This is a genomic window from Paenibacillus thiaminolyticus, assembly GCF_007066085.1.
GTDB classification, from domain to species: Bacteria; Bacillota; Bacilli; order Paenibacillales; family Paenibacillaceae; genus Paenibacillus_B; species Paenibacillus_B thiaminolyticus.
This window is the reverse complement of sequence record NZ_CP041405.1, coordinates 4610029-4635997: the sequence shown is the minus strand read 5'-3', so window position 1 is coordinate 4635997 and position 25969 is coordinate 4610029. Positions and strand designations below refer to the sequence as shown.

Genomic DNA, 25969 nt, shown 5'->3' with positions numbered 1-25969 from the left:
AGGCAAGCATTGAAGGACGATAAGGGGGTTCAACCGTGATTACCGTGACTGATTTGCACAAACAATTCCGCCGGTCCGCACCGAAGGAAGGGCGGTTCAAAGGCTTCCGTACGCTTCTCTCTCGCGACTACGTCGTGAAGGAAGCCGTCCGCGGCATCAGCTTCCAAATTGAGAGCGGCGAGTTCGTCGGCTATATCGGCCCGAATGGCGCCGGCAAATCGACGACCATCAAGATGCTCTCCGGCATTCTCCATCCTACCTCGGGAGAAGTGACCATATTCGGGCGCAATCCGCACCGGGAACGAAGGCGGGTGACCCGCAGGCTGGGCGTCCTGTTCGGACAGCGAACCCAGCTGTGGTGGGACTTGCCTACAGCGGATTCATTCGATATATTGGCCGCGATGTATGGCATGGAGACGGATGCGGCGCAGCGGAGGCTCGGCATGCTCCGCGAGCTGCTCGGGCTCGATGAATTCCTGAAGACGCCGGTCCGGCAGCTGTCGCTCGGCCAGCGGATGCGGGCCGATATTGCGGCAGCCCTGCTGCATGACCCGGATATTCTGTTCCTGGACGAGCCGACGATCGGGCTCGATGTCATCGCGAAGCGGAGCATTCGCCAATTCCTGCGGACGATCAACCAAGAGCTGGGCAAAACGATTCTGCTCACGACGCACGACATGGATGATATCGAGCAGCTATGCGAGCGCGTCATCGTCATTAACCATGGCCAGATCGGCTTCGATGGCTCGCTTGATCAATTGCGCAAGCGAATCGGCTTGCCGACCCTCATTCGCGTAACATACCGCCAGGGCGCGGCTTTATCCGAGGAGGTTCCTCACCCGCTGCGCTGCCGCTCGCTTGCCGGCAACACGTTGACGGTGGAGTGCAACCGCGAGGAACTAAGCGCGATGGAGGCGCTGCGCCTGCTCGAACGGTTCGGCGAAATGGAGGATGTTCATATGGAGGAGCCGGATTTCGAGGATGTTATCCATCGGGTGTATTAGTTAGATTGCCAGTCTGAGATTAGCCAGTAGAACCTTGACGATTCTGCTGGCTAATCCTGTTAATTAACCACCCATTCATCTGAATGCCTTGATGTGAACATGCGGCTCCTGGAGTGACAAAAATGACGGGCAAGTATCACCCGAAGCCAACCGAAGCAGTTGATATCCGATTCCTGAGAGACCCAGCCACAATTCTTGGATGTTTGAGCACTTGATAATCGCAAAGGAGGAGAACTGGTCTTTCGGGCCAACTCCAATATTATAATCCGAAATATTTTATCCAATCGAGTGGTCTCCATTTTTATTGACTGTCTCTCATTCATTACATACGCAGCACTCATGCTGATAAGCATGCTACAGCTTGGCGTCATGGTCATTGGGATTGGACTTGTTATGCTGGGGCTTATTTTTTTCAGTTCTTACGTTTCTCAGCGTTTATCCCGTCAGGAAGTTTCCGCGCAAACTGAGCTATACGGATTTTTATCTGAAAATATTCAAAACATCACTGATTTGAAATTAATGGGGGCGGAGCAGGATGTCATTGCCAAATGGAAGCTGTTCTTTACGAAACAATTAAAAGCGACGGAAAAGCGAAGCGTCTGGACATCCATCATCGGCTCCAATTCAATCAGCATACAATTGATGCTTCCCCTGCTCCTGTTATGGGCCGGGGCTTATTATGTGCTGGAAGGGAAGATGACTCTTGGAAGCTTGCTGGGATTCCAAGCATTGGCCGCCTCCTTTATGGTTCCAATCGTTTCTTTGGGCCAAACCTATCATGATTTAGTGAATGTACGGACTTATATTCAGAGACTTCAGGATGTAATCGGAAGCACACCTGAACCTATGGGGGAAAAAATACCCTCTCCGTCGTTTCAAGGTCATATCGAATTTTGCGACGTCTCTTTTAAATACAATAAATATGGCAGTGAGATTCTCAAAAACATCTCTGTGGCTGTGCGGCCGGGTGAACGAATCGCTATCGTTGGCGCGTCCGGATCGGGTAAAAGCACAGTCACTAAGTTATTGCTTGGGCTGTACGAACCAACGAAGGGCATCATCAAAATTGACGGCATGAGCATCAATACATGGAACAAACAAGAACTTCGAAAACGTATCGGCGCCGTGCTGCAAGAATCGCGTTTATTTAATGCGACAATTATGGATAATATCCAAATGTACCATAAAAATGTTACAATGGATATGGTTGTGCACGCTTCAAAACAAGCCGCGATTCATGATGATATTATGCGGCTTCCGCTAGGCTATCAGACGATGGTATCTGAGAATGGTTTTAATTTTTCCGGAGGACAACGGCAACGGATCCTTCTCGCTCGCGCTTTGTTCCATCGTCCCACCATCCTGTTGCTGGATGAAGCGACGAGTTCACTGGATTTGATGTCGGAGCAACTCATTTGCGATTCCTTGCGCCATATCTCCTGCTCGCAAATCATTATCGCGCACCGGTTGAGTACCGTTCGGCATGCTGATCGCATCATCGTACTTGATGATGGGAAAATAACCGAGATGGGGAGCCATCAGGAATTGATGAGCTTTCAGGGGAAATATTACGATTTATATACTTCGCAGGATGAGAACCATGTGTTCTCGCCTGTTTCTTAACGGGAGCAGATGTTATGATCTCAAGCTTTCAACTATACAAGACCGTCTATCTATCTCGCGTAAAACAGATGGCACGGCGCGATATCGTACTGCTGGTGGTGATCCTGGCTTTGCTCCCCCGCGGGGCGTCTCAACTGACGGCCATGCTGGCATCCAGTCCGTTCCCTTCCGTCTATATCGGGCTGGGAAGCTGGCTGATCGGTTTCATCGCGGGCATCAGCTTGTTTGCCGCCAGTTCCCATGTGGCGGAGGCTCGCTTTCTATGGTCATCGGGACGGGGAGGTTCCTTTTTAACCGCCTATTCCCTTTGGAAAAAAACGCCCTTCCTGCTCCTCCTCGCGTGGATCATTATCGGCCAGCTCATGTGGACCCCGTCACATGCCGACATGTGGCTCTGGCTCATGCTGATGCTGCTTGGATTCTCTTACGCGGAAGTGAGCGGGTATTCCTATAGGTCGGGACGCCTTGCCTTCCAATGGCTGGCTGTGATGTGGCTGGCCGTTAACCTGGCGGGGGCAGTTCTTCCCCTTGCTCTTGCGGCACGGATGCTTGGCGCGGCAATCATCATAGCGCTCCAATTCCTGTGCGCGTTCCGGGCGGCGGAATACGCCTGGCCGCAAGTGATGCGCTCGACGCTTCCTGCAGAGACTGGCGCCAAGACACGCATGCTGTCCCATTATCCGCTGTTCCGCAAGGAGCTTTACTTGGTGACCCGCTTCAAAGACGTTGTTCCCTTTCTCTTCTGCATCTTCGCTTTGGAGCTGTTCTGCTTCTATGCTGCCGCTGACAGTCACGCGGTCATCCCAATAGGCGCTGGCCTGCTCATCTGGCTGGCTAATGAGATTTGGACGGTGAGAGGCTTCGCGAATGAAGGCAGAGGGCTGTCCTTATATACGGTTACCTTGGATGCATGGCGTACGATGTTGTCTGCGAAATGGCTTTTTTATTGGACAATGGGCGCAAGCATCGCCGCGATTCATTACCTTGGATGGCAGTTCGGAATAGAGCGGTCCTGGACCAATTCAATGATACTCTTCCTCAAGAGCGCCTTTCTTGCTTCTACACTTGCCTCTTTTGGTCTGTTGGCAGGGTACCGCTTTACGTCTTCCGGCCGCGTCACTTTGGTTGGACAGCTATGGATTACCCCAAGCATGATTCTGCTCCTGTATTTGCATCAATTGCATTTTGTTCTCTTTATTTTATTCACCGCAGTCATTCAGATTGGTTTTATCCGGTTATACCGCACCATTCCTGACAAAATTCCTGCAAATGGTTAAGGAGGGATGCAAGCGATGGGCAAGACAGAGCCTCTCTCGCTGCACTTACATCGCATCGGCTATGCCTACGGTAACACCCCCATCCTGCAAGAGATAGATTGGACCCTGCAATCGGGAGAAATAACGGTACTACTCGGCCCGAACGGTGCGGGCAAGACGACGCTGCTGCATCTCATTGCTGGAATGAACCAACCGCAGCAAGGCAGCATTACGCTGAATGGCCAGGTTCTGAACTGGCAGGATCAGCGCTACAAACAGCGCGTCGGATATATGATGGAGTTTCCTTTCCAGTACCCGTTTTTGACCGTCCTTGAAATGATGAGATTAAGCGGCCGACTGCGCAATGTCCCCAAAGATTTGCTAGAAGAGCGGATGCAGCACTGGCTCAAGCAATTCGGGCTGCAATCGTACAGCGGTTATCCGATAGGCTCCCTATCTCAGGGCACGGCCAAAAGAGTGGCGCTGGCGTCAACGCTGCTTCACGAACCGGATATTCTCCTCCTGGACGAGCCTACCAACGGTCTGGACCCGGATCAAGTCATTACGGTGCGGGATACGTTGCAGACGTACTGCGCCAAGGGCGCCTTGATTCTGCTATCGACTCATATCATCGGCCTGGCAGAGAAAATCGCGCACCAAGTCGCTATTTTACGGAAAGGGCGCATTGTGTACGCCGGCAATCCGACGGAGGATATCGAAAGCTTATATGTATCGCATGTGTAAACCCTGCTGCGGCGGCGCATTCCGCCATCCTCGCGGCAGTTCCTTTCTCTAACTTTGTGATTTTATTCACATAAATATCCTTAGATTTCCATTACTCTTATGAGTGTGATGTAATACATAACTTCGTTACAGATGAGTAGGGGGTAGACTGATGAAGAAATGGTTGCTATCTTGCATGGCATTGATTCTGGTCCTGTCACTTGCCGCGTGCGGCGAGAAAAAAGAGGCGGCTGACATCGTCATTATCGGTGCGGGCGGCGCGGGTATGACGGCTGCCATTGAAGCCCACAATCAAGGAGCCAAAGTCGTTCTGCTTGAGAAACTGGCTTTCGTCGGAGGCAATACCGCTCGTGCGGAAGGCGGCTTGAACGCTGCGGGAACCGAATACCAACAGGCAGCCGGCATTGAAGACAGCGCTGAGCTCTTCTTCGAAGATACAATGAAAGGCGGCAAAGAAAAGAACAATCCGGAGCTCGTCAAAACATTAACGGAAAAGGCGAAAGACTCCATCACCTTCCTGAAAGAGAACGGAGCGGAATTGTCTGAAGTCGGACGCGCCGGCGGAGCCAGCGTTGACCGCATTCACCGCCCGCAAGGCGGTGAGGCGGCAGGCAACTTCATGGTCGTCGCGTTGAAGAAGCGCATTACCGACCTGGGCATCGATCTTCGCCTGAATACTTCCGCTACGGAAATCATCAAGAATGACAAGGGCGAAGTGACCGGCGTCAAAGCCATGGACAAAGAAGGCAAGGAATTCACCATCGACGCGAAAAAAGTCATGATTACGTCCGGCGGCTTCGGCGCCAACTTCGACATGATCAAGCAGTATGATCCGAAGCTCGCGGACTTCAAAACGACCAATGCGCCTGGCGCGTTAGGCGAAGGGATTGTCATGGCTGAACAAGCCGGCGCGGCCCTGGTTGATATGGAGTACATTCAGATTCACCCGACGACCATTCCTGGTCAAGGCGTCTTGATTACGGAAGGCGTGCGCGGCGACGGGGCGATCCTCGTCAATGAAGACGGTCAGCGCTTCACCAATGAATTGCTGACTCGCGATGTCGTATCCCAAAATATTTTGGCGCAAAACGGCAAGCATGCGTACTTGATTTTTACGGATAAGCTCGTGGAGAACAACCATGCGACCGAAGCTTATTTCAAGCAGAATCTGGTGAAGGAAGGCAGCACCATCGAAGAACTGGCAGGCCAAATCAATGTCGATCCGGCGAATCTGGCCGAGACCGTGAAGCAGTACAACGGATATGTCAAGAACAACAAAGACGATCAATTCGGCCGTGAAAGCATGAAGCTGTCTTTCGAGCAAGGAAAATACTATGCCATTGAAGTTACGCCGGGCATTCACCATACCATGGGCGGCATTGTGATCAATACGAAATCCCAAGTGCTGGACAAAGACGGCAACGTGATTCCGAACCTGTTCGCTGCTGGCGAAGTGACCGGGGGCGTCCATGGCGCCAACCGTCTCGGCGGCAACGCGCTGGCGGATATTACGACATTCGGCCGCATTGGTGCGGATGAAGCGGTCACAGAAATCAACAACAAGTAAGAAAGGCGGTACCCGATATGAAAAAAACATTGGCATCCATCACCGCATTAGTGCTTGCACTGCTGCTCGTCGCCGGATGCTCCTCTTCCGGGCAATATAAGGATGGCGAATATGAAGGCAGCGCGCAAGGGAACGAGGGCGAAATCGTTGTATCTGTCCTCGTCAAGGGCGGCAAAATCGATAAAATCGACATTACGAAGCAATCCGAGACGCAAAGCTTGCTTGATGGCGTTATTGAAAATACGATTCCTGAAATTATCGAGAAGCAAACAACAGAAGGCGTTGACGTGTTGGCCGGCGCCTCCAAATCGAGCCAAGGTGTTATTGATGCGGTAACCCAAGCCTTAGGATCGGCTAAAAAAGAATAACCTAACGCACCCCTTGGTTTCATCACCGATATGCCGCAACGCATTCAATAATGGCCAAGGGGTGCTCTGTATTCGAAGCCTGCACCGGCTCCCATGCAAAAAGCGGCTCCATGTCATGTCCTCCCGGACCTTGGGCCGCCTTTTGTGCATAACATTCATTTAACCCAGCTCGCGCACGGCCTCAAGCACCTCTTCCGTGTGCCCTTTCACCTTCACCTTGCGCCATTCCTTCGCCAGCTTGCCCTCCCCGTCAATCAGAAAGGTCGAACGAACGATGCCGTAATACTCCTTGCCGTACATCTTCTTCAGCTGCCAGACGCCGAACAGGTCGGCCACTGCATGCTCCGTGTCGGCAAGCAGCGGGAAAGGCAGGCCGTGCTTCTCAATGAACTTCTCGTGGGACTTCAAGGTGTCGGGGCTAATGCCCAAGACGACCGCATTGTATTTCTCGAAGTCGCCGTGGTAATCGCGGAAGTCGCATGCCTCCTGTGTGCAGCCTGGTGTCATATCTTTCGGATAGAAATAGAGCACGACCTTCTTGCCCGCATAATCGCGCAGCGATATATTGTCGCCCGTTGAGGACGGAAGCGTAAAGTCCGGCACGGCTTGTCCGAGCTGGACTTGATCGGATGATGCCATTTGCAGCACTCCTTCCCGGCAGTCAAGACTGCCGTTGCATGATGCCTCTAGCTTACCATTGAACGCTGTCTTTTTCAAAAAACAACCAATCCCCGATAACGCGGACCCCGCCCAAAGGCATCTATTAAAAGTAAATCGTAGCAGCAGGCGGCTCGTACGGCTTCGGAATCACCTTCGCGACTTCCCGCTTGAACCTCACCACGTTCAGCCAGTCGATGAACTCTTCCGCCCCAAACACGTTGACATATCCTTGTAAGACCACTTGGCCGTTCTCGATAAATTCGTGGTACTGCCGGAACGGATGGTTGCCCTCCAGATTACGCAAGAATTCATCAAATTCGCCTTGAAGGGCTCGGATATTGGCTCCGACCTCGTCCGGGCAATCGATATAAGTGAATTGATCATGGTACACGATAATTTCGATAATGATAGCACTCCACTCCTTAGCCTGCCTTGGTTTACTCAGGGACATCATCGGGCAGCGTTACAGTCCGAGAATTTGAATCCCTTCGGTCAAATTACAAGGTACATCCACACGGTACCTAAAATTTTGAATCTCTTGCTCCTTCGTATGATACACCAAATATTGATGGTAGGTCGCCAGCAGTTCCTCCGGCGTGGAACGTATTTCTATTTCGAAAATCGTTTCCTGTATTTCTCCCTTCCCCTTTTCTCTAGAAAAACGATGGCCTCTCTCTGAATCTCCGATATTAGCCACCGTTCGGATGAGCAAAAGATCTTCCCGGCTCATTCCTTCCAGCAGCGCCGCATATTCCTGCTTCAACCGCGCCATCTCCTCCGGCTTCCCCTCGGAGCCGTCCTCCTGCCTATGGATGCTGCCGCTATACTCGATAATCCGCTTCATCAGAGGCAATAATTCCTTCGCCTTCGTTAACATATCGTCCCTCCCCAGTAGCGAATGCAGTCGCTTTTTCTATGGCGATGCTTCTTCATGCTTATACTTATAATTCTTCCAATCCGCTCCTTCCGGATCGGACATGCCTACTTGAATGATATCTCCTTTTTCGTTTCTTTTGTAGTCATAGGTGATATCGGGCTCATCGGTAAAGACCACCTCCGCTGTATATAAGGAGAGGAATTTGAGTTTCGTATCAAGGTGGAGAATATCGCTTTCGGCATAGCCTTGCCGGCCAATCAGATGCTCATAGGTTGCTTTTTCGAGGGAAGCGAGTTGATATTGAATGTAGGCGAACATCAGGATAGGGATAAGAACAATCACTGTGGCGAAAATTCCATATACCTTGGCTGCTTTTCTCAAGGGGGCGGCTCCTTTCTCTCGTACATTATTTCATGATATGGTTACCATTATATATATTCCCCAACAATATCTATTTTTCTTCTGTTTTTGCAAAAGTTTTTACGAGAATACCCAATGCACCGACAGATGGGACGATTCCAAAGCCTAGCCCAGGCAACCGGGAGTTCATTCCCGGCTGCCTGAGAATCATTTACTTTTTAAAAGATACTGCCGTATTAAAATGGGCGGAATCCCTTATGTCGTTAGGATATATCCATGCTTGTGAAAGATACTCTAGATCTTGATCCGTGATATCGGTCCAGGAAGTAAAAAAGTAGGCTTGCCAAATCAATTTGGAGCAATAGTTATCTGCGAAATTATTTAGATTGATATCCATTACATTATAATTTTCGATTACCTTGTAGATGGCTTCTGCCATTTCGGCCGCTTTATCCGGATCTAATGATTTTGGTTTTTTGGGACGAAGTACTTTAAATTCATCTCCGGAATCAAAGAGATTAAAATAATTCTTTACGCTATCCCGCCTCTTGCCATCTTTGTTAGGATAGGCGTGATAAATATATCCGTCAGTGCCTACAATAGCGACATGCCCCACAAAAAAAGTAGACTTGCCTTTTGGCGAAAAAATAACATCCCCGGCCTTAACCGCTTCCCTCGTCCCTGGATAATTCGTCGCCGCAAACGAGTATACTGGGAATGTTGAAAAAAACATAATGAACGCAAATAAAAAGAGAGTAACGACTTTAATTTTTTTCATTTCGTCCTCCTCTGTGCTCTTTCATTTGCGGCTGGCCAGCCATTACATGATTACTTAAAACACCACGCCAATATTCCAATTAATATTTCATTCTTAATTATTTTACTTTTTTAACTTTAATTGGTACAAGCTTTTAGATGATATGTTCTTTGCATTGTTGATAAATGACTTTTCTGAATCCAACTGCATCTCACTGGAAATATAAATCCCCCAGGGAATGCCCCAGGGGGTAACAATATACATGGAGTCCTTCTTTTCATTGAATTCGGTTATTTTAAGCATCTATATCACCCCCCCAAAAAAATAGCAATGCCGTCGATCCCGGCATGGAAACCAGAATCGACGGCATTGTTACGCTCCATAGAACGTGTCTGGCCGAAAGCTACGAGCCCGCCCCGCGATACCGCTTAACGCCGACGTTCCACAGCGTCAGGCCGAGCGCGAAGAAGGCGATGCCCATCAGCGGCGTCAGCAAGGCCATCTGCTCCATGCCCTTGCCCTCCACGAAGTAGGAGGCCGGGACGATGCCGACGAAGGCGAACGGAAGCACCCAGGTCAACAGCACCTGAAGGAAGCGGTTGTAGATCGTGAGCGGATAGCGCCCGTAGCTCTGAATGTTGAAGACGAGCGGCAGGATGCCGGTTGGGGCATCCGTGTAGAACGACAGCGACGTCAGTGCCGCATAGACGCCGAAGTAGACCATGACCGAGCCAGCCAGCATGACGAGCAGCATCAGCAGCTCGATTAAGCCGAAGCCGAGTCCGAGCCGGGCCCAGCAGACGCCCATCATGACGGCCCCGACGACAGAACCGATAAGTGCCGGCGGGTCGACATTTTCCAGCAGAATCTGGAACAGATTATGGGCTGGCCGGGTCAGAATGCGGTCCATCTCGCCTTTGACAATATAGCGCTCGCTGAAGTTCCACAGATTGAAAAAGCAGCTGAACACGCCGTACGGAATCATGAAGTAGCCGTAGACGAAAATCATCTCGTCCCGCGTCCAGCCCGCCAGCGTCGGCGTATGCATGAAGATGACGAAGATGAAGATGAGGTTCGTCGCCTGGAAGAACAGGTCTGACAGCATTTCGACCCAGAAGTCCGCACGGTACGTGAGGCGGGTTTTCAAGTAATTTTTCAAATATTCTCCTACGAGACCGAAATAGTACATGCGCCCTACCCTCCTTGCACGAACAGGCGATGCCGGGCGGCCCGCCACATCAACAGAATAGGAACGATCAGCACGGCGAACCAGACGATCTGTATCCCGATCACCGACAGAATCTGGGCGTCCTCGATACGGCCGGTGAACACCGAGCTCGGCAAGAACGTAATCGCCTGGAACGGCAGCCATTCGTTCAGCGTAATGAGCCAGCCCGGGAAGAACGAGATCGGCACGATCACGCCAGAGAACAGATCGACGACCACCCGCTTCATCCGGATCATGCCCTCATTATTTTCGACGAAAAAGGCAGTCAGGCCCGTAAGAATGTTCAGCTGCGAATTGATCAGGAAGCTGAAAAAGAGCATCAAGGCGAAGACGAGCCAGCGCTTCGGATCCGTCGGCAGCTCTACCGGGAACAGCAGGCAGGCAATGATCATGCCCGGCGTCATGAACAAGAGCAGGCGGAAGATGCCTTCGCCGAAGGCCTGCATCATTTTCACAATTAAATAGTTATAAGGACGGATGAACTGGATCGCGACGCTGCCGTCCCGAATCTCGTTCGCAATCTCGCGGTCCATATTGTTGAAATAGAAGGCGCGCGCCATCCACGATACCGCGATGTAGGTGGTCATCTGCCCGGCGGTGAAGCCCGCCAAGGAGCCTTGGCCCCCATAGATCGCCTGCCAAGTGAAATAATAGACGCCGATGCTGAGCGTATAAATGAGAATACCGGAATAATAATTGACCCGGTAAGCCAGCATCGTCAAAAACCGGATCCGGATTAAGTCAAGATATGCGCTAGCCATGAAGCACCGCATCCTTCTCCCGCTCGGCGTCCGCATCGGTTTCGTCAGCGCCGGTTCCAGCCGTGCCGTTGGTTTCGGCCGTGCCGTTCCCTTCGGGGGCTGCCCCGCCGGATTGCTCCGGCAGCTCCGCATTGCCGGTCTTGTAAATCTCGCGGACGATGTCATCCGTGTTCGTCTCTACAATCTTCAGGTCGGAGATAGAAGCTCCCCCGACGACGCGCCCGATGACATCGGAAATATTCGTCTCCAGCGGCACATGAATGCTCGCTTCGTATGGCGAGTGTACCGTCCAGGTTCCTTCGAGACCGGAAGTAAGCGCCTCGGCATCGCCCGCGCGCATCGGCTTGGCGAACTGGAAGCGGACCTCTCGCCCTTGGCCCCAGGTGGACTTGAGCATGTCCAGGCTTCCGTCATAGATAATGCGTCCGTCATCCAGCATAATGACGCGGGTGCAGAGCGCTTCGATGTCCTGCAGATCATGCGTCGTCAGCAGAATCGTCGTGCCATGCTCGCGGTTCAGCGTCAGGAGGAAGTCGCGAATCTCCGTCTTCACGACGATATCGAGTCCGATGGTCGGCTCGTCGAGGAACAGGACCGACGGCTGATGCAGCAGGGACGCTACCAGCTCGCAGCGCATGCGCTGGCCCAAGCTCAGCTTCCTTACCGGCCGGTTCAGCAGATCTTGAAGCTGCAGCCGCTCGATCAGCTCGTCCAGCCGCCGCTTGAAGTCTGCCTCCGGCACCCGGTACACCTTGCGCAGCAGACGGAACGATTCGATGACCCCGATATCCCACCAGAGCTGGCTCCGCTGTCCGAACACGACGCCGATGCCCTGGACGAACCGCTCCCGCTCGGCGTGCGGGATGAAGCCGCTCACCCGGATGTCGCCGGCCGTCGGCACGAGGATGCCAGTCAGCATTTTGATCGTGGTGGATTTGCCGGCGCCGTTCTCGCCGATATACCCGCATATTTCCCCCTGCGGTATCGTGAAGGAGATGTCCTTCACGGCCATCACTTCATTATATTCGCGCTTGAACAAGTCGAGTAAGGCGCCGCTCAGTCCTTCCCGATTTTTCTGCACGCGGAAGGTCTTGCGCAGATCCCGTACTTCAATCGCATTCATCGTTGTCAGCCTCACCCTTTCTAATTGGTTGTCCGGTTGGTTGTCCGCCGCGGAGCGGAACATGCCTCTATGCTCGAGTCTCCCCGGACGGACAAGCCCGGGGTCCGAATTGATTTTGGGAACGTAAAGATTTTATAATGAATAGACAAGATGCGGGGCTAACATCCATACCTTTTAATATAGCATGTATATCGACTTGAATGAATGCGCCGGAGACGACTCCATCATTTTACTGCTCCGCCGGATGCGGAAAGGACCTATCGATGATCAAAAAGTATTGGAAGCACGCACTCGTTGTATTGCTCGTACTGCTCATTGGCAGCGTCGGTTACTACATCTGGGCGATGTACAATAGTCTGAACAGCCTCCAGAAGCCGCCGGATCAGTCCCGCTTCGCGCCAGTCGTGAACAACCTCCCCGAACCGAAGGAGGTCGAGCCGCCGAGATGGGAAGGCTCGGAGCGCGTCAATATTTTGCTGCTGGGCGGCGACTCGCGGGGGATGAATCCGAATGAGGTCCCTCGTTCGGATTCGCTGCTGCTCGCTTCATTCGATCCCGCCACGGACAAAGCGCATCTGTTCTCCATTCTCCGGGATACGTACGTCGATATTCCCGGGTTCGGCCAGGATCGCATCAATGCCGCTCTCGCCTACGGCGGACCGGAGCTGGCGATGAAGACGGTCGGCAATCTGACCGGATTGGACATCCAGTATTACGTGTATACCGATTTTCAAGGCTTTATCCAGTTAATCGATGCGATTGGCGGGGTGGAATTCGATGTCGAGAAGGATATGAAGTATACGAGCAAGGCGGACAACCACGAATTCGATATTGATCTGAAAAAAGGAAAACAGATGTTGAACGGCAAAACTGCACTCATGTATGTACGATTCCGGTATGATGCCATGTCCGACTTCGCCCGGACGAAGCGCCAGCGCGAGCTGCTGACGGCGGTGGCCGACAAGCTCAAGTCCGCCTGGTCGATCATTCAGCTTCCGGCGCTCATCAATAAGGTCTCCCCTTATGTGGAGACCAATCTGACCGCCGATGATCTCATCAAGCTGGCCGCGCTCGGATATGACAGTACGATCGGCCAGAGCCATCAGCTTCCGCCGATGGACAATGTGGCGGACCTGATGGTCAATCAGTCCGCCGTGCTTCAAGTCCTGGACCAGGACCGGCTGAAGCAGTACATTCAAGATGCTCTGAACGATAAGCTCGAGGACTCCGCATCGGGAGAAAACAACGACAATAAAGGAGATACATCCCCATGACTACGAACCGACAACGTTCCGCCCAATTGTATGAAGAAGCGCTGCAGCATATCGTCGGAGGCGTGAACAGTCCGTCCCGCTCCTTCAAGGCAGTAGGCGGCGGCGCTCCCGTCTTCATGGATCGCGCGCAGGGCGCTCATTTCTGGGATGTGGACGGGAACCGGTACATCGATTATTTGGCCGCTTACGGCCCGATTATTACGGGGCATGCCCACCCTCACGTGACGGAAGCAATCGTGCGGGCCGCCCAGAACGGCACGCTCTACGGCACGCCGACCGAGCTGGAGATCAAGCTGGCCCTCATGCTGAAGGAAGCGGTCCCTTCCATGGACAAGGTCCGCTTCGTCAACTCCGGCACCGAGGCCGTCATGACGACGATCCGGGTCGCCCGCGCCTACACGAAGCGCGAGAAGGTCATCAAGTTCGCCGGCTGCTACCACGGCCACTCCGACCTCGTGCTCGTGGCCGCCGGCTCAGGCCCGTCCACGCTCGGCGTGCCGGACAGCGCCGGCATTCCGGCCAGCATCGCCCAAGAGGTTATCACCGTGCCGTTCAATGACCTGGACAGCTTGCAGGCGGCGCTTGAGCGCTGGGGCGACGAGGTGGCCGCCGTCATGGTCGAGCCCATCGTGGGCAACTTCGGCATGGTCATGCCGAAGCCCGGCTTCCTGGAAGGGCTCTGCCGGCTCGCGCGCGCCAACGGCTCCCTCGTCATCTACGACGAGGTCATCAGCGCGTTCCGCTTCCATTACGGCTCCACGCAGACGTACGCCGCCTTCCCGGATCATGCGGCCATCGAGCCGGATCTGACCGCGATGGGCAAGATTATCGGCGGCGGGCTGCCGATCGGCGCCTACGGCGGACGGAAGCATGTCATGGAGCAGGTCGCTCCGCTCGGTCCGGCCTATCAGGCAGGCACGATGGCAGGCAACCCTGCCTCGATCTCGGCAGGCATCGCTTGCCTGGAGGTGCTCTCCGAGCCCGGCGTCTACGAGCGCATGGAGGAGCTGACCGTCCGCTTGACGGAAGGCATTCAGGAAGGAGCCGATCGTTACGGCATTCCGCTCACGATCAACCGGATTCGCGGATCGTTCTCGACGCATTTCTGCGATCATCCGGTGACGAACTACGACGAAGCGCAAGACACGGACAGCGAGGCCTTCGCCGCCTTCTTCCGCCATATGCTCGACCAGGGCATCTGCCTCGCGCCTTCGAAGTATGAGGCCTGGTTCCTGACGACGGCGCATACCGGCGAAGACATCGAGCGCACCGTGGAGGCAGCGCATGAATCGTTCCGCCGCATGAAGCTCTGATTCCGAGACATGAAAAAGGGAAGCACCGGCAGCCGCTTCAAAAGCGGTGGCTGGAACGGCATTGGAGGATGGACGAGGCAGTGAATCCTTGGCATTCAGAGCGTCATCGCCTTCTGGAGACATCATAATCTCCTGGGGTTTTCACATGTGGAGGGAATTACTGCTATTTTACAGGAATTTCGGCTCAATGAGTCCACATTTCGAGGAATTGCTGCACAGCTACATCATTTTAGGCCCTTTTGAGCTAAGTCGAAGAGAAACGGGTGAAATTGATGCCGTTTTGCAGGATTCCCTGTAACGGAGTACACATCTTAAAGGAAAGGTGCATTTTTGCAGTTTTTCGGCGAGTCGAGCATATAGAATCAGGGGGGCTGTCTCACTGTAGTTAAATACTACTTTTGAGACACCCCCTTTTACCGTGTTATAGGGGGAATACGACCAACGAAGCTGACAAATGCGATAACCAGGCTCGCTCAAATTGAGGGCCAGTTCGTGAGCGCTGGCCACATCTCTGGCATCAATGCCTCGATGCAGCCTGTATACGCCCATCAATGATGCTCTCTCAGGAAAACAACGCGACATGCGCAGCACTGTGGACGAAAGTCTCCCACATGCGCCGCCTTCCCGACTTCCTCTTCCGCGCCTAACTTTGGCCGGTGATAAATGGTTCTTGTACTTGGGACCATTTCCTCATCAACCTATCCCGCCCAATCTTCCGGGGCGGCAGCGCCCCCGTAAAGTGCTGTCGTGCTTGTCAGTACAAAACGGGACACACCCGCATCAGACGATAGTTCCAAAAGCGCCTAGTGGCGTGAACGTTGATCCGCTCAAACTCGGTATCTGGCAATATTCCCCGAACCATTAACATGATTGATACAAAATATAACAATCCTTATGCAATGAGGTGACAGCAGCTATGCTACGATCAATCGTAACCCAAAGTAAATGAATGGAGTGGAACATATGATAAAAAAGAAAAAAAGGCCGCAAGTATTTTTGAAAAGTATAACCGCAGTTGCTATTCTACTAGGATCCCTAACATTGAATGGAGCATCTGTCTCTGCACAAGTAGCGAAAAATTCTCCAATCGATATTGGACAAGGCGCCAAGGTATACAATAACTTATCTACAAGGTTTGGCAATGAAAAAATAAAAACCTCTCTTTCTGTTTCCTTCATTGACGATCCCCATAGTAATAAGCAAATTGCAGTCATTACGACAGAAGGAAGCAACATTGATGCGGACAGAAAAATCTCTTTTCCTGAGCAGGATACGTATCCAGGGTATTATAGAGCGACATTGCATTGGGCATCTTCTTATCGGATAGCAATGGAATTAAACGGAAGCGGGGATTTTTTCAAGGTATCTCCTACGAATACAATTGATAAAAAAACGGTATCCTCTACCATTGGATATACCATTGGCGGTACAATAGGCAGTATCCCGAACAGCAGTAACAATTGGTCAACCTCCGTTTCTTATGAACAAGCAGACTACAAGACGAATTTAAGAACCGATACCAATAAAAAAGTGGAATGGACGGTTCCGTTTGTTTCTGCTATGAACCAAGGGTGGGGACCCTATAATAGGGATTCATTTACTGTGAATTATGGCAATGAGCTTTTTAGTAAATCTCGTAACGGCCAAGTTTGGGCAAAAGATAATTTTCTTTCTAGCGATCAGATGCCTGCTTTGGCGGCCTATAGCTTTTCTCCTGCCGTAGTCGCCGTTGTCATTGCCGATAAAACGGATTCCACTTCTCAATTAACTGTACATTTAGGAAGAACGCAAGACAGTTATAAGCTGCAATGGCATAATGAACTATTTGGTCTTGGTTTTTGGGTAGGAAGCAATGACAAAGACACCTCCCATTCAACCTTTACTACAAAATATATACTTGATTGGACAAATCATAAGTTAATAGAGATAAATTAAGAAAGCACCGCAACGTAGTATGACGTGCCGCGGCGAGCGCCCCCTGACCTGTGCAGGGGGCGCTCGTTTTTTGCTTATCCCGGGCAATTAACATGATCGCTACAAAATATAACAATCCTTATGCCATGAGGAAACGCCAGCCGTGCTACGATAACCTTAACCCGAAGGAAAGGAGGCTTAGGGAGCGAAATCATCATCATACTCAATTGGAGGGAATACACAATGAGAAAACATGTTCTGAAACATGGCCTTGTCATCGGGCTTTCTGCCCTTATGCTTGGAAGCGCTTCCGCACCGCCTCAGGTTTATGCCGAAGCATCGATTGCCCAGGAAAAAAGCATCGGGATCGTAGATGTCAATGAAGTGCTTAAAAAGGTAGGCACGTATTATTATAAAAATCATCTGGCAAATACGGTTGCCAACCCGGAAAGTAACGGTTTTAGATACACGCTTCGAGCGAATCCGGATAGCGTTACGCCTGTAATCGACCTGTCTATTGAGGCGAGAACGGAAAATATACACTATGATTCAACGATACCTATATTTATCGGAGAAAACACATTTCCAAATAATTTGGATGAAGAGCAATCTTACAACACCTTGAAATACAGCAAGACGTATACAGAATCAACTTCAACCAGTATCTCCAGCGGATTTAAGGTTGGCGGAGCCGGGGATCTCGGCAATAAATTCATTCTTCCGTTGATTTTGGAGGGCGCAGGCAAAATCAATCTGGAGTACAACACAGGCAGTACAGAAACCAATACAACAAGTGAATCCTACACGTTGGAAGTCCCGCCGCAGCCCGTGAAGGTTCCCCCGCATAAAACGTATAAAACGGTAGTGGAGTTCAGTCAAAGAACGTATCGCGGAGATGTCGTATTTACAGGCCGGACAGAAAGCACGATGGCTAATCGCAGCATCATCAACGCGACCGGCATATATACGGGTTGGATGGGCATGCAAGATAGCAAGAAATTCACCTACGACAATTACCTGGGGGTACATTATGCCGGCCTGACAGCCAGTCAGCAGCAAGAAATCAAAAATGCCGGAGTTCAGATTACTACAAGTGGTTACGGAGCTGCAGCTAATCGCTTTTCTTCTATTGAAGTAACCGGGAAAGGTTCCTTTTCCGGCGTAATTGGCGCCGAGCTAATCGTCACAACCTATGATGTGACGGATGCGAAGAATGCCCGGCTTGTAAATCAACGTACAGTTCCCATTGAGCTTGACTGATCATTTCTCTTAAGCTCTTCAGCCGTTTCTTTCTGTCCAGGAAGAAACGGCTATTCTTATGGACTCTTTTTGACTGGAAAAAATCTAGTCCCGGATCAAGCCGCTGGACTCTCGCCAGCCTGAGGCAAGGCACGGTTCTAGCTCCCTCTCATCGCCTGCGCATGATAATCGACATACCGCGCAATATATTCCGGGAAGGTCAGAATGTCTCCGCCCAAGGTGTACACCCGGTCCTCCGGCCGCACGAAGCTCAGCCCCAGATGCTTGATGACGCTCGGGTATATCGGGTGAATCAGATCGAGGAAGGCCGTGTCGTGAACGATATGCGCTATCTCCTGGCCGGAAATATGAAGCCGCTCCAAAATGCTCATCGCCAAGTACCGGATAATCTGGAACCGCGGATGGCATATCGTGGCGAATAAATGATCCTTCCGGAAGTTCTGTTCGATGAAATCGGCCAGAGGAATATCGATTCCCGATTCCCGGCTCCGCAGGTTGAGCATGAAATCATGATGATATTGCTGCAAGAACGGAGCCGAATAGTAATTCTCTTCAGATAAGGCAGCAATAATCATCTCTTTGCTTGCTCCCGCTTGGAGCAAGCGGATGACATTCTGATCCGCATAGGCGAATAGCGGCTCCTTATTGTCCGGAATGAATTGCGGATAATAGGACATGAAATAAGCATTGCCGATGCTGATACGGATGCAGTGATCCGGCAGTCGGGTCAATATATAGTCGGTGGACAGATAAGGCCCGAAGGCATCGCTCGTTCTCATATAGATGAACAGATCGCATTGGCTCAGCAGGTGATCGCCGATGCCGGTGGCCTGATTGCATACTTGGATCATCGGCACCTCTACCAATTCGTAAAGTTGACAGAACGTCGCCGACGAAGTCAAATATTTGCGAATCGGAATGCCATGGCAGTTGGCGAACACAATGCATTTCTTCATCGCGCACCACTCCCCTAGCCCTTTACGGGCGTAAGTCATCATCCCATCTTTCGGTTTTGTACACTACATATAATGCAGATTCCATGCCATCTGTCAGGGACATTCTGTCCTATCCGCTTTCCCACTCGCCATAATAGGCCCCCTGCGAGCGTGCGATCACGGGCGATCTTGATACACAGATTCATGGGTGAGCCCTATAGACCTGCTCCACCAAAAACCTCTGGAAATAAAGAAGCAGATCTCCAACCGTTACCGCCCGGGGAGACCTGCTTCTTTTGTCGTTCTTGTATGCAAAGAATGCGTTATGATTTCATCCAGCAGCCGACTGTACGACAGGCCCGCCGCTTTGGCGCTTTTCGGGAGCAGGCTGTTCTTGGTCAACCCCGGAAGCGTGTTCACTTCCAATACATAAGGAACCCCATCGGCAAGCATCATGTCGATGCGGGCATACACGCTGCACTTCATGGCCTGATAGATGCGGAGGGCGGCCTCGCGAACCGCCTTGCCGCACGGCTCGGGCAATTCAATGACTTCCTCCTCCGCCCCGCCGTCGCAATATTTGGATGAATAGTCGAAGAAATGAGCCTGGGCCTTGATCGATACCGTGGGCAGCAACACTCCATTCAGCACCGCGCACGTAATTTCTTCGCCGGCAATATATTGCTCCAGCAGCACTTCCCGGTCCCACGCCAGCGCGTCCGCCACGGCTTGACGCAGACGGTCCGGGCCGTCCGCAATCTGCACGCCGATGCTGGAGCCGCCCGTATTCGGCTTCACGACGACGGGATAGCCGAGTTGCCGCCCGGCTTCCGCCGTATCCAGCCCATCGAGCGAAGAAATTAACTTCCAGTCCGGCGTCGCCAATCCCTCGAAGCGGATGATTTTCTTCGTCAGCTCTTTATCCATGCACAGGCTGCTGGATAAGACGCCGGAACCGGTATATGGGATGCCGATCGTTTCCAGCGTGCCCTGCACCGTTCCGTCCTCGCCGTATTTGCCATGCAGCGCCAATAGGGCGATATCCACCCCTTTGACCTTGTCGATAAGCTCTTCCGTTGAATTCAGTTCAATGGGTATCGGATCATATTTCTCATCCAGATGCGCCATCATTTCCTTCCCCGTCATGAGCGACACTTGGCGCTCAGAGGAGACGCCTCCCATGATCACGCCGACTTTTATCGCCTGCATCCGGTTCCCTCCCCCATGAGCTGCCTGACCATCTGGCCTATCGTCGCGATACCTGCCTCCAATTCTCCTTCCGAGACGCGCGAGAAGCCGAGCCGGAACGTATTGGCCCCGGAACCATCGGTATGAAAAATATCGCCAGGCGTAAAGACAACGCCCTGCCGCACACATGCGCTGAGCACATCGCGCGCGGCCAACGATTCGTGCAGTTCAATGAATAAGTGCAGTCCTCCGTAGCCGCTCAGCCTGGCGAACGGAATATGCTCCCGGCACCATTGAACGGCCAGCTCATATTTGCGCTTGTAAGCATTGCGGGCCCGTTTGATATACTTTTCGAAATTGCCGTTATGCAAATATTGAAATAAAATCGCTTGATCGAGCGTAGACGTATGAATGCTCCGCGCCCGCTTCATGCTCTCCAAATAATCGATGAGCTCCCGATCCGCCAGCACCCAGCCAACGCGAATCCCCGGGAACAGCACCTTGGAATAGCTGCCGATATAGACCACGTTGTTCCCGCTGCCGCCGCAGGCAATGAGCGGGGCGACATGCGACCCGGAATAGCGCAGCTCCTCGTTGAAGCCGTCCTCGATGACCGGAATACGGTAATCGCCGAACAGGCGCAAGGCCTCCATCCGCTTCTCCGGGGACATGACGATGCCGGTCGGATTATGATAGGACGGAATCAGGTAGGCCAGATCGAAGGACTGCCGGACCAACGCCCGCTCCAACTCCTCAAGCTCGAGTCCGTCCTCCTGCATGGGGATTCCCGTGATCTCCATGCCGTGCATCTTGAACAGCTTGAGCGCCGTATGATGAGTCGGGTTTTCGCACAGCACACGCCGGTGCGGCTTGTGCACGGCCGAGAGGACAAGGTCGAGCCCTTCGGTAAAGCCGTTCGTCACCAGCAGATCTTTGCCGGTCAGATCCACGCCCTTCGTCTCCATATATCGCATCAGGTAGTCGATTAACGGCTTGTAGCCTTTCGCGTAGCCGTAGTTCAGCAGAATCTCGCCTTCGAGCGACATCCGATCGAGAAAGGCCCGCTTCACATTATCCAGATCGAACAGCTTCTCGTCCGGGGCAATGCTCGTGAAGGAAATCATCCCCTTCTCCCAGCGAACGCCGTGCTTCATCAGATCGAGCTCCTCGGCCGTGCGGGCGCACGCCCCGATCATGTCCTTCCATTCCAGCCGCGCGCCGTCCACGGCCGGCACGACCTCTTGCGCGACATAGCTGCCTTTGCCCGCCACGGAATGGATCAGTCCCTCGTCCTCCAGCTCCCGGTACGCCGTCATGACCGTGTTGCGGCTCAATTGCCATAAGGAGGCGAACTCGCGGGTCGAAGGGAGCTTCTGATCGGCGCGCAAAATTCCTTTATAAATCAACTCCTTGATATAGTCCTTCACCTGAACGGAAGCAGGACGTCCATCTACGAGCTTGAAATCGTTGAACATTCACTCATCCCCTTACGACTATATTGGCATATTTCCGTGGAGAAACAAAGAACCGCGTTCTGCCTTTTTCCGGCAAATCGCGGTTCGTTCCTGCTTATATATAGACGAAGGTATCAGGCCATAGTATGCGCTTCTTCCAGCACGATCACATGCCCCGCGGTGCCGTCCAGGCGAAGCAGCGCGCCGTCGCGGATGAGCGTCGTCGCACGATCGACCCCGACGATGGCGGGAATGCCATACTCGCGGGCGATGACGGAGCCATGCGTCATCATGCCGCCAATCTCGGTGATAAGCCCCTTCGCCTGCTGGAACAGCGGCGTCCAGCCCGGATCGGTGAACGGCGCCACCAGAATCTCGCCTTCCTTCAGCGCAGCCGTGCTCGGATCAAGCACGACCCTCGCTCTGCCTTCGACGATGCCTGGAGAGACCGGCAGTCCAATCAAGGCGCCTTCCGGGGCATCGCCGCCTTCCAGCCTGCCCTCGATAATCTCGCCTTCGCTCGTGAAGACGCGCGGCGGCTGGAGCCGCTGATAGTGCTTGAAGCTCTCCTTGCGTGCCGCGATCAGCGATGGAACATCGTCTTCGAAGCTGCCGTTTAGAATTTCCTTCATTTCAGGCAAGGCCAGGAAGAAAATATCGTCCCGTGCGGGCAGGACGCCCTCTACCGCGAGATCATCGCCCAGCTCCAGCACCACTTTCCGATAGAGCGCCAAATGACGGACCAGCACGAATTTGTGATGCTCCCGCAAGCCCATGAAGCTGCGGTAAACGGTAATCAGCCGGGACACGATCCGTTCCTTGAAAGCTCCGTCTTCCCGACTGCGGACTTGGGACAAAATGCGTCCGGCGGCCCTCTCGGCTTCCTGCTCTCCTTGGCGGAAGCGTTCGCGATGCTCTCCGTGCTTGACGCTGTCCAGATGTCCCACAATCGATGGGATCAGCATATAAGGCCGTTCCGCCCAACGCGTTCGCATGATGTCAATCTCTCCCGGGCAGCGAACGCCGTATCGTTCCAGCCACTGCGCGAAGGCCGCCTTGAATTCCGGGCCTCCGGCAATGGCGTCCAGCCCCTCCATAAATCCGTCCTCGGCCGCGTTCCGCAAATACGCGACCAGCTCCGGGTAAGGCCGGCAGATATCCGCCACATCCCCCAGCTCCAGTCCCATCTCGCCCGTGACATTGAAGGGCAGGGATTTGTTCAGCGTGATCAGTTCGCCGCCGTCGAAGTTCCACCATTTCGCCAGCAGCTCGAGCAGATGCTGCGCCACCATGGACGCCACCATGTAGTGAAAGTTCTCGCCCATCAAATAGTGGCCTAAAGACTCGAAATTTTGATGAATATACGTTATTTTGTCGGCTCCGCCGCATTCGTCCAGACGCTGCCGGCATATATCCACATAGTGATCCGCTCCGTCCTCGACCTCCTTGTAAGCCGCTTGGCCCTCTCCCTCCAGCATATCCTTAAGCACTTGCGTCGCAAGCCGGGGGAGCATCTCTTCCAGCCCCTCCCAATCGGAAGTGGACTTTTCCTTGACCGGAAAACGGTCCAGGATTTGTCTGGCCGCGCTGGCTATCAGGGCGTCCATCTTGCCAATCATCTGCAGCGTCACCTTCCGGGCCAAGCTGTCCTTCAGCGAACGCGTTGCATCCATGAAGAGCCGGCCGCCGGCTTCTACCAGCGGTTCCACGCGGCCCTCCCCGACAAAAGCCCGTTCCCTCGGCGTTTGCCAGATCGACATTCCGGCGGGCGACATCGCATCCGTCATCATCTGTATATGGCCGAACGAGAAATATATATGCAGCCCATCGTCAGACGCCTTCGGTATCGGAAAAATAGAAGTAATCGGTCTGGCCTGAACAATGTAAAACTGTCCTCCGGACAGGCACCATTCAATATCTTGCTCCGACCCGTAATGAGCTTGAATCCGCTCGCCTATCCGAGCCAGAGTCACAATCTCCTCATCGGACAGCGCCTGCTCCTTCTGCTTCTGCTCGGGGATCCCTTCGACTGCCGTGCCTCCCCCGGTGAGCGTACAGACAGCCGACTGCTTGCACGAGATCTGCTTCTTCACGATCTCGCCTTGCCTGACCTGGTACAAATCAGGGTTGACGAGCCCCGATACGAGCGCTTCCCCCAGCCCGAAGCTGGCATCAATCGAGATGACGCGCCGGTTCCCCGTAATCGGATCGGCGGTGAACATGACCCCTGACACGTCAGGCACGATCAGGAGCTGGACGATGACGGCCAGCCGGACGGAACGATGATCGAAGCCGCTGTTAATCCGGTAGGCGATAGCTCGTTCGGAAAAGAGAGAGGACCAGCACTGCCGAATGGCCTCGAAGAGCTGCCGCTCCCCTGTGACATTCAAGAACGTATCCTGCTGCCCGGCAAAGGAAGCTGTCGGCAAATCCTCCGCCGTCGCGCTGGAACGAACGGCGACGACAGGATGGTCGCCCATTTCTCTCCATGCGCCGAGAATGTCTTCAATCATCTCATCAGGGATGGGCAAGCCGATGATATGCTGCCGCATGCGCTGGCTTAGGGATCGGATCTCCTTGTAATCCTCGGCCTTCAAGAGACTGAGTTTTTCATAGAAAGAGTCCATTCGAGCCGATTGTCCCACTACCGCATCATAGACAGAAGTCGTAATGCAGAATCCCGGCGGAACGGGAAAACCGGCTTGCCGCAGCTCTCCCAGATTGGCTCCCTTGCCGCCCGCGATCGGCAGATGAGTCCGGTTCACGCGGTCCAAATTAACGCAGTTCATCAATGGCTTCCACTCCTTCAAAAAGGTTAAATTAGCCACTAGCACTAGTAAATAGATGTATTATTGAAAACCATCCAATTGGATGAGTATAATTTTACCAAGGCCTGTTATTTGTTCAATACGCAGTTCGCTGTCATCTGTTCATTACCGTACACATGCAGCCAGATTGTTGATTTTTGGGTAAATAATTTGTAAATAAGAAGGTGAAGCTTGATGTCCAACACGACGGATCGGCGAGTCAAAAGAACGAAAAAACGAATAAGACGCGCATTAATTGAATTGATGAATGAAAAAGAGTTCGGAGCGATCACGGTGCAGGATATTGCCGAACGGGCGGACATTAATCGAGGGACGTTCTATTTGCATTATCAAGACAAATACGATCTGTTCGAACGAAGCGTGGACGACATGCTGGAGGAGCTCGCCAAAGCGGTCGGGCCAACCGAAGATGAAAAGCGGATCATGACCCATGCATACCCGGAAAAGCAAGTGATCCGCTTGTTCTCCCATTTCCGCATGCATCGCGATTTCTACAAAACGATGTTCGGAGACAATGCCAGAACGTATTTCAACAACCGCTTCACGGAAATGTTATACAAGCAGTTCAGCCAGGCCTTCGAAGCGTTGAAGCTGACGCCGCGCCCAGTGAACGGCTTGAACAAAGAGATTGTGAGCCACTACGTTCTGTTCGCCCATCTCGGTGTATTGGTGAACTGGCTGGACCAAGACACGCCCTATTCTCCCGAATATATGGCGAAGCAATTGGAATCGATCTACGATTACGCCTATTCCTCCGGGCGAGCCAAGGAAGAGCAGGCGTGGAGCGCCAATCGGCCTCTTATTGAGGAGAGGTAGACGATAGAAGCGCACGGTGTCCGCAATGTATGCAAAAAGAGCCGTAAGGAGTTTTTCCTCCCTGCGGCTCTGTTCTTCTCTCTGCTTCCCCTCTTACTTGCTCATCCCGTTCAAGAACAGCTCGGTATAGACAGCCGCCACCTCGGCATCGGACAACGGACCGTCGGGCTTGAACCAGGTATAGCCCCAGTTGCAGGCGCCGAGGATGCTGAACGCCATCATGTCTGCCGGCAGATCATCCCGGAACTCGCCGCTATCCATTCCCCGCTCGATGATAGATTGCACATTCAGCCGGAAGCGATCCCGCTTCTGTGTGATAGCCGCGAGATTGTCGCCCGTAATATGAAGGAGTTCACGGAAAAAGATGCGCGCCCTGCCGCCTTGGCCTTCGATTGCCCGAATCATCATGAGGATGATCCCGGACAGCTTCTCTCGCCAGGATCGATCCGGCTGCTCGATGATGCGGCGCTGCTCCTCCAGCATGTAATCAATATACTGCAGATGGATCTGCGTCAGCAGTTGTTCCTTGCTCGCGAAGTAATAATAGAAGGTCCCCTTGGTCACGCCCAGCGTGTCGACAATGTCCTGGATCGAGGCTTCGCTGAACCCCTTCGCTTCGAAAAGCGCAATGCTATGCTTCATAATCTTCTCTTTCATGG

General features: G+C 52.9%; 24 protein-coding genes and 1 pseudogene. 12 read left to right on the top strand and 13 right to left on the bottom strand.

The genetic code is table 11. The features are described 5' to 3' along the window. Positions 1–35: 35 nt before the first annotated feature. From FLT43_RS20620 to FLT43_RS20595, 7 genes and pseudogenes are all read left to right on the top strand, one after another. Positions 36–1004, top strand: coding sequence for an ABC transporter ATP-binding protein (locus tag FLT43_RS20620; protein ID WP_087442772.1), 969 nt, complete (start codon positions 36–38; stop codon positions 1002–1004). Positions 1005–1226: 222 nt separating this feature from the next. Further along, a pseudogene (locus tag FLT43_RS30580) lies at positions 1227–1745 on the top strand (ABC transporter transmembrane domain-containing protein); the annotation flags it as partial. A 3-nt stretch (positions 1746–1748) separates the two neighbouring features. Beyond that, positions 1749–2627 (top strand): peptidase domain-containing ABC transporter, encoded by an 879-nt coding sequence (locus FLT43_RS30575; RefSeq protein ID WP_307719729.1) that lies wholly within the window; start codon positions 1749–1751, stop codon positions 2625–2627. A gap of 14 nt (positions 2628–2641) precedes the next feature. Further along, on the top strand, positions 2642–3904 hold the full coding sequence (locus FLT43_RS20610) for a hypothetical protein (protein WP_087442774.1): 1263 nt from the start codon (positions 2642–2644) through the stop codon (positions 3902–3904). Positions 3905–3919: 15 nt separating this feature from the next. Then, positions 3920–4627, top strand: a complete 708-nt coding sequence (locus FLT43_RS20605) for an ABC transporter ATP-binding protein (protein ID WP_087442775.1) — start codon at positions 3920–3922, stop codon at positions 4625–4627. A 151-nt stretch (positions 4628–4778) separates the two neighbouring features. Then, positions 4779–6194 (top strand): flavocytochrome c, encoded by a 1416-nt coding sequence (locus FLT43_RS20600; protein WP_087442776.1) that lies wholly within the window; start codon positions 4779–4781, stop codon positions 6192–6194. Positions 6195–6211: 17 nt separating this feature from the next. Beyond that, a complete protein-coding gene (locus tag FLT43_RS20595) occupies positions 6212–6562 on the top strand; it encodes an FMN-binding protein (protein WP_087442777.1) in 351 nt (116 codons plus the stop codon). Between the two features lie 159 nt (positions 6563–6721). Here FLT43_RS20595 and bcp read toward each other — a convergent pair whose 3' ends face one another. From bcp to FLT43_RS20555, 8 genes are all read right to left on the bottom strand, one after another. Further along, the gene (gene bcp, locus FLT43_RS20590; RefSeq protein WP_087442778.1) at positions 6722–7201 is read right to left on the bottom strand and encodes a thioredoxin-dependent thiol peroxidase; all 480 of its coding nucleotides are present in this window, start codon (positions 7199–7201) and stop codon (positions 6722–6724) included. 124 nt (positions 7202–7325) lie between these two features. Then, a complete protein-coding gene (locus FLT43_RS20585) occupies positions 7326–7676 on the bottom strand; it encodes a hypothetical protein (RefSeq protein ID WP_127510968.1) in 351 nt (116 codons plus the stop codon). 9 nt (positions 7677–7685) lie between these two features. Then, the gene (locus FLT43_RS20580) at positions 7686–8099 is read right to left on the bottom strand and encodes a hypothetical protein (protein WP_087442780.1); all 414 of its coding nucleotides are present in this window, start codon (positions 8097–8099) and stop codon (positions 7686–7688) included. Between the two features lie 36 nt (positions 8100–8135). Further along, the gene (locus tag FLT43_RS20575; RefSeq protein WP_087442781.1) at positions 8136–8480 is read right to left on the bottom strand and encodes a DUF3139 domain-containing protein; all 345 of its coding nucleotides are present in this window, start codon (positions 8478–8480) and stop codon (positions 8136–8138) included. A gap of 190 nt (positions 8481–8670) precedes the next feature. Further along, on the bottom strand, positions 8671–9237 hold the full coding sequence (locus FLT43_RS20570) for a hypothetical protein (protein WP_087442782.1): 567 nt from the start codon (positions 9235–9237) through the stop codon (positions 8671–8673). A 382-nt stretch (positions 9238–9619) separates the two neighbouring features. Continuing rightward, positions 9620–10405 (bottom strand): ABC transporter permease, encoded by a 786-nt coding sequence (locus FLT43_RS20565; protein WP_087442784.1) that lies wholly within the window; start codon positions 10403–10405, stop codon positions 9620–9622. A 5-nt stretch (positions 10406–10410) separates the two neighbouring features. Then, on the bottom strand, positions 10411–11205 hold the full coding sequence (locus tag FLT43_RS20560; protein ID WP_087442785.1) for an ABC transporter permease: 795 nt from the start codon (positions 11203–11205) through the stop codon (positions 10411–10413). Next, complete coding sequence (locus tag FLT43_RS20555) at positions 11198–12328, bottom strand: ABC transporter ATP-binding protein (protein ID WP_087442822.1); 1131 nt, start codon at positions 12326–12328, stop codon at positions 11198–11200. The genes FLT43_RS20560 and FLT43_RS20555 overlap by 8 nt, the downstream gene beginning before the upstream one ends. A 263-nt stretch (positions 12329–12591) precedes the next feature. Between FLT43_RS20555 and FLT43_RS20550 the strand changes: the two genes are divergently transcribed. The 4 genes from FLT43_RS20550 to FLT43_RS20535 all read left to right on the top strand — a co-directional run bounded on the left by FLT43_RS20550 (position 12592) and on the right by FLT43_RS20535 (position 18089). Beyond that, positions 12592–13602, top strand: a complete 1011-nt coding sequence (locus FLT43_RS20550; RefSeq protein ID WP_087442786.1) for an LCP family protein — start codon at positions 12592–12594, stop codon at positions 13600–13602. Continuing rightward, positions 13599–14915, top strand: coding sequence for a glutamate-1-semialdehyde 2,1-aminomutase (locus FLT43_RS20545; protein WP_087442787.1), 1317 nt, complete (start codon positions 13599–13601; stop codon positions 14913–14915). Before FLT43_RS20550 ends, FLT43_RS20545 begins: the two co-directional genes overlap by 4 nt. Before the next feature lie 963 nt (positions 14916–15878). Then, positions 15879–16850, top strand: a complete 972-nt coding sequence (locus FLT43_RS20540) for a beta-channel forming cytolysin (RefSeq protein ID WP_087442788.1) — start codon at positions 15879–15881, stop codon at positions 16848–16850. 222 nt (positions 16851–17072) lie between these two features. Then, entirely contained in the window at positions 17073–18089 is a 1017-nt protein-coding gene (locus FLT43_RS20535) for an ETX/MTX2 family pore-forming toxin (protein ID WP_087442789.1), read from the top strand. Positions 18090–18226: 137 nt separating this feature from the next. Here FLT43_RS20535 and FLT43_RS20530 read toward each other — a convergent pair whose 3' ends face one another. The 4 genes from FLT43_RS20530 to FLT43_RS20515 form a co-directional block, all read right to left on the bottom strand. After that, complete coding sequence (locus FLT43_RS20530; protein ID WP_087442790.1) at positions 18227–19045, bottom strand: WcbI family polysaccharide biosynthesis putative acetyltransferase; 819 nt, start codon at positions 19043–19045, stop codon at positions 18227–18229. 249 nt (positions 19046–19294) lie between these two features. Next, positions 19295–20233, bottom strand: coding sequence for a D-alanine--D-alanine ligase (locus FLT43_RS20525; RefSeq protein ID WP_279627759.1), 939 nt, complete (start codon positions 20231–20233; stop codon positions 19295–19297). Continuing rightward, positions 20221–21687, bottom strand: a complete 1467-nt coding sequence (locus FLT43_RS20520; RefSeq protein ID WP_087442791.1) for an aminotransferase-like domain-containing protein — start codon at positions 21685–21687, stop codon at positions 20221–20223. The genes FLT43_RS20525 and FLT43_RS20520 overlap by 13 nt, the downstream gene beginning before the upstream one ends. 113 nt (positions 21688–21800) lie before the next feature. Next, complete coding sequence (locus FLT43_RS20515) at positions 21801–24455, bottom strand: phosphoenolpyruvate synthase (protein ID WP_087442792.1); 2655 nt, start codon at positions 24453–24455, stop codon at positions 21801–21803. A 213-nt stretch (positions 24456–24668) separates the two neighbouring features. Here FLT43_RS20515 and FLT43_RS20510 point away from each other — a divergent pair, with 213 nt between their 5' ends. After that, positions 24669–25310 carry a TetR/AcrR family transcriptional regulator gene (locus tag FLT43_RS20510; RefSeq protein WP_087442793.1) on the top strand — a complete coding sequence of 214 codons (642 nt, stop codon included), beginning with the start codon at positions 24669–24671 and terminating at the stop codon, positions 25308–25310. Positions 25311–25403: 93 nt separating this feature from the next. On the opposite strand, the gene FLT43_RS20505 is transcribed toward FLT43_RS20510, so the two are convergent. Further along, positions 25404–25967 carry a TetR/AcrR family transcriptional regulator gene (locus tag FLT43_RS20505; RefSeq protein WP_087442824.1) on the bottom strand — a complete coding sequence of 188 codons (564 nt, stop codon included), beginning with the start codon at positions 25965–25967 and terminating at the stop codon, positions 25404–25406. Positions 25968–25969 lie beyond the last annotated feature (2 nt).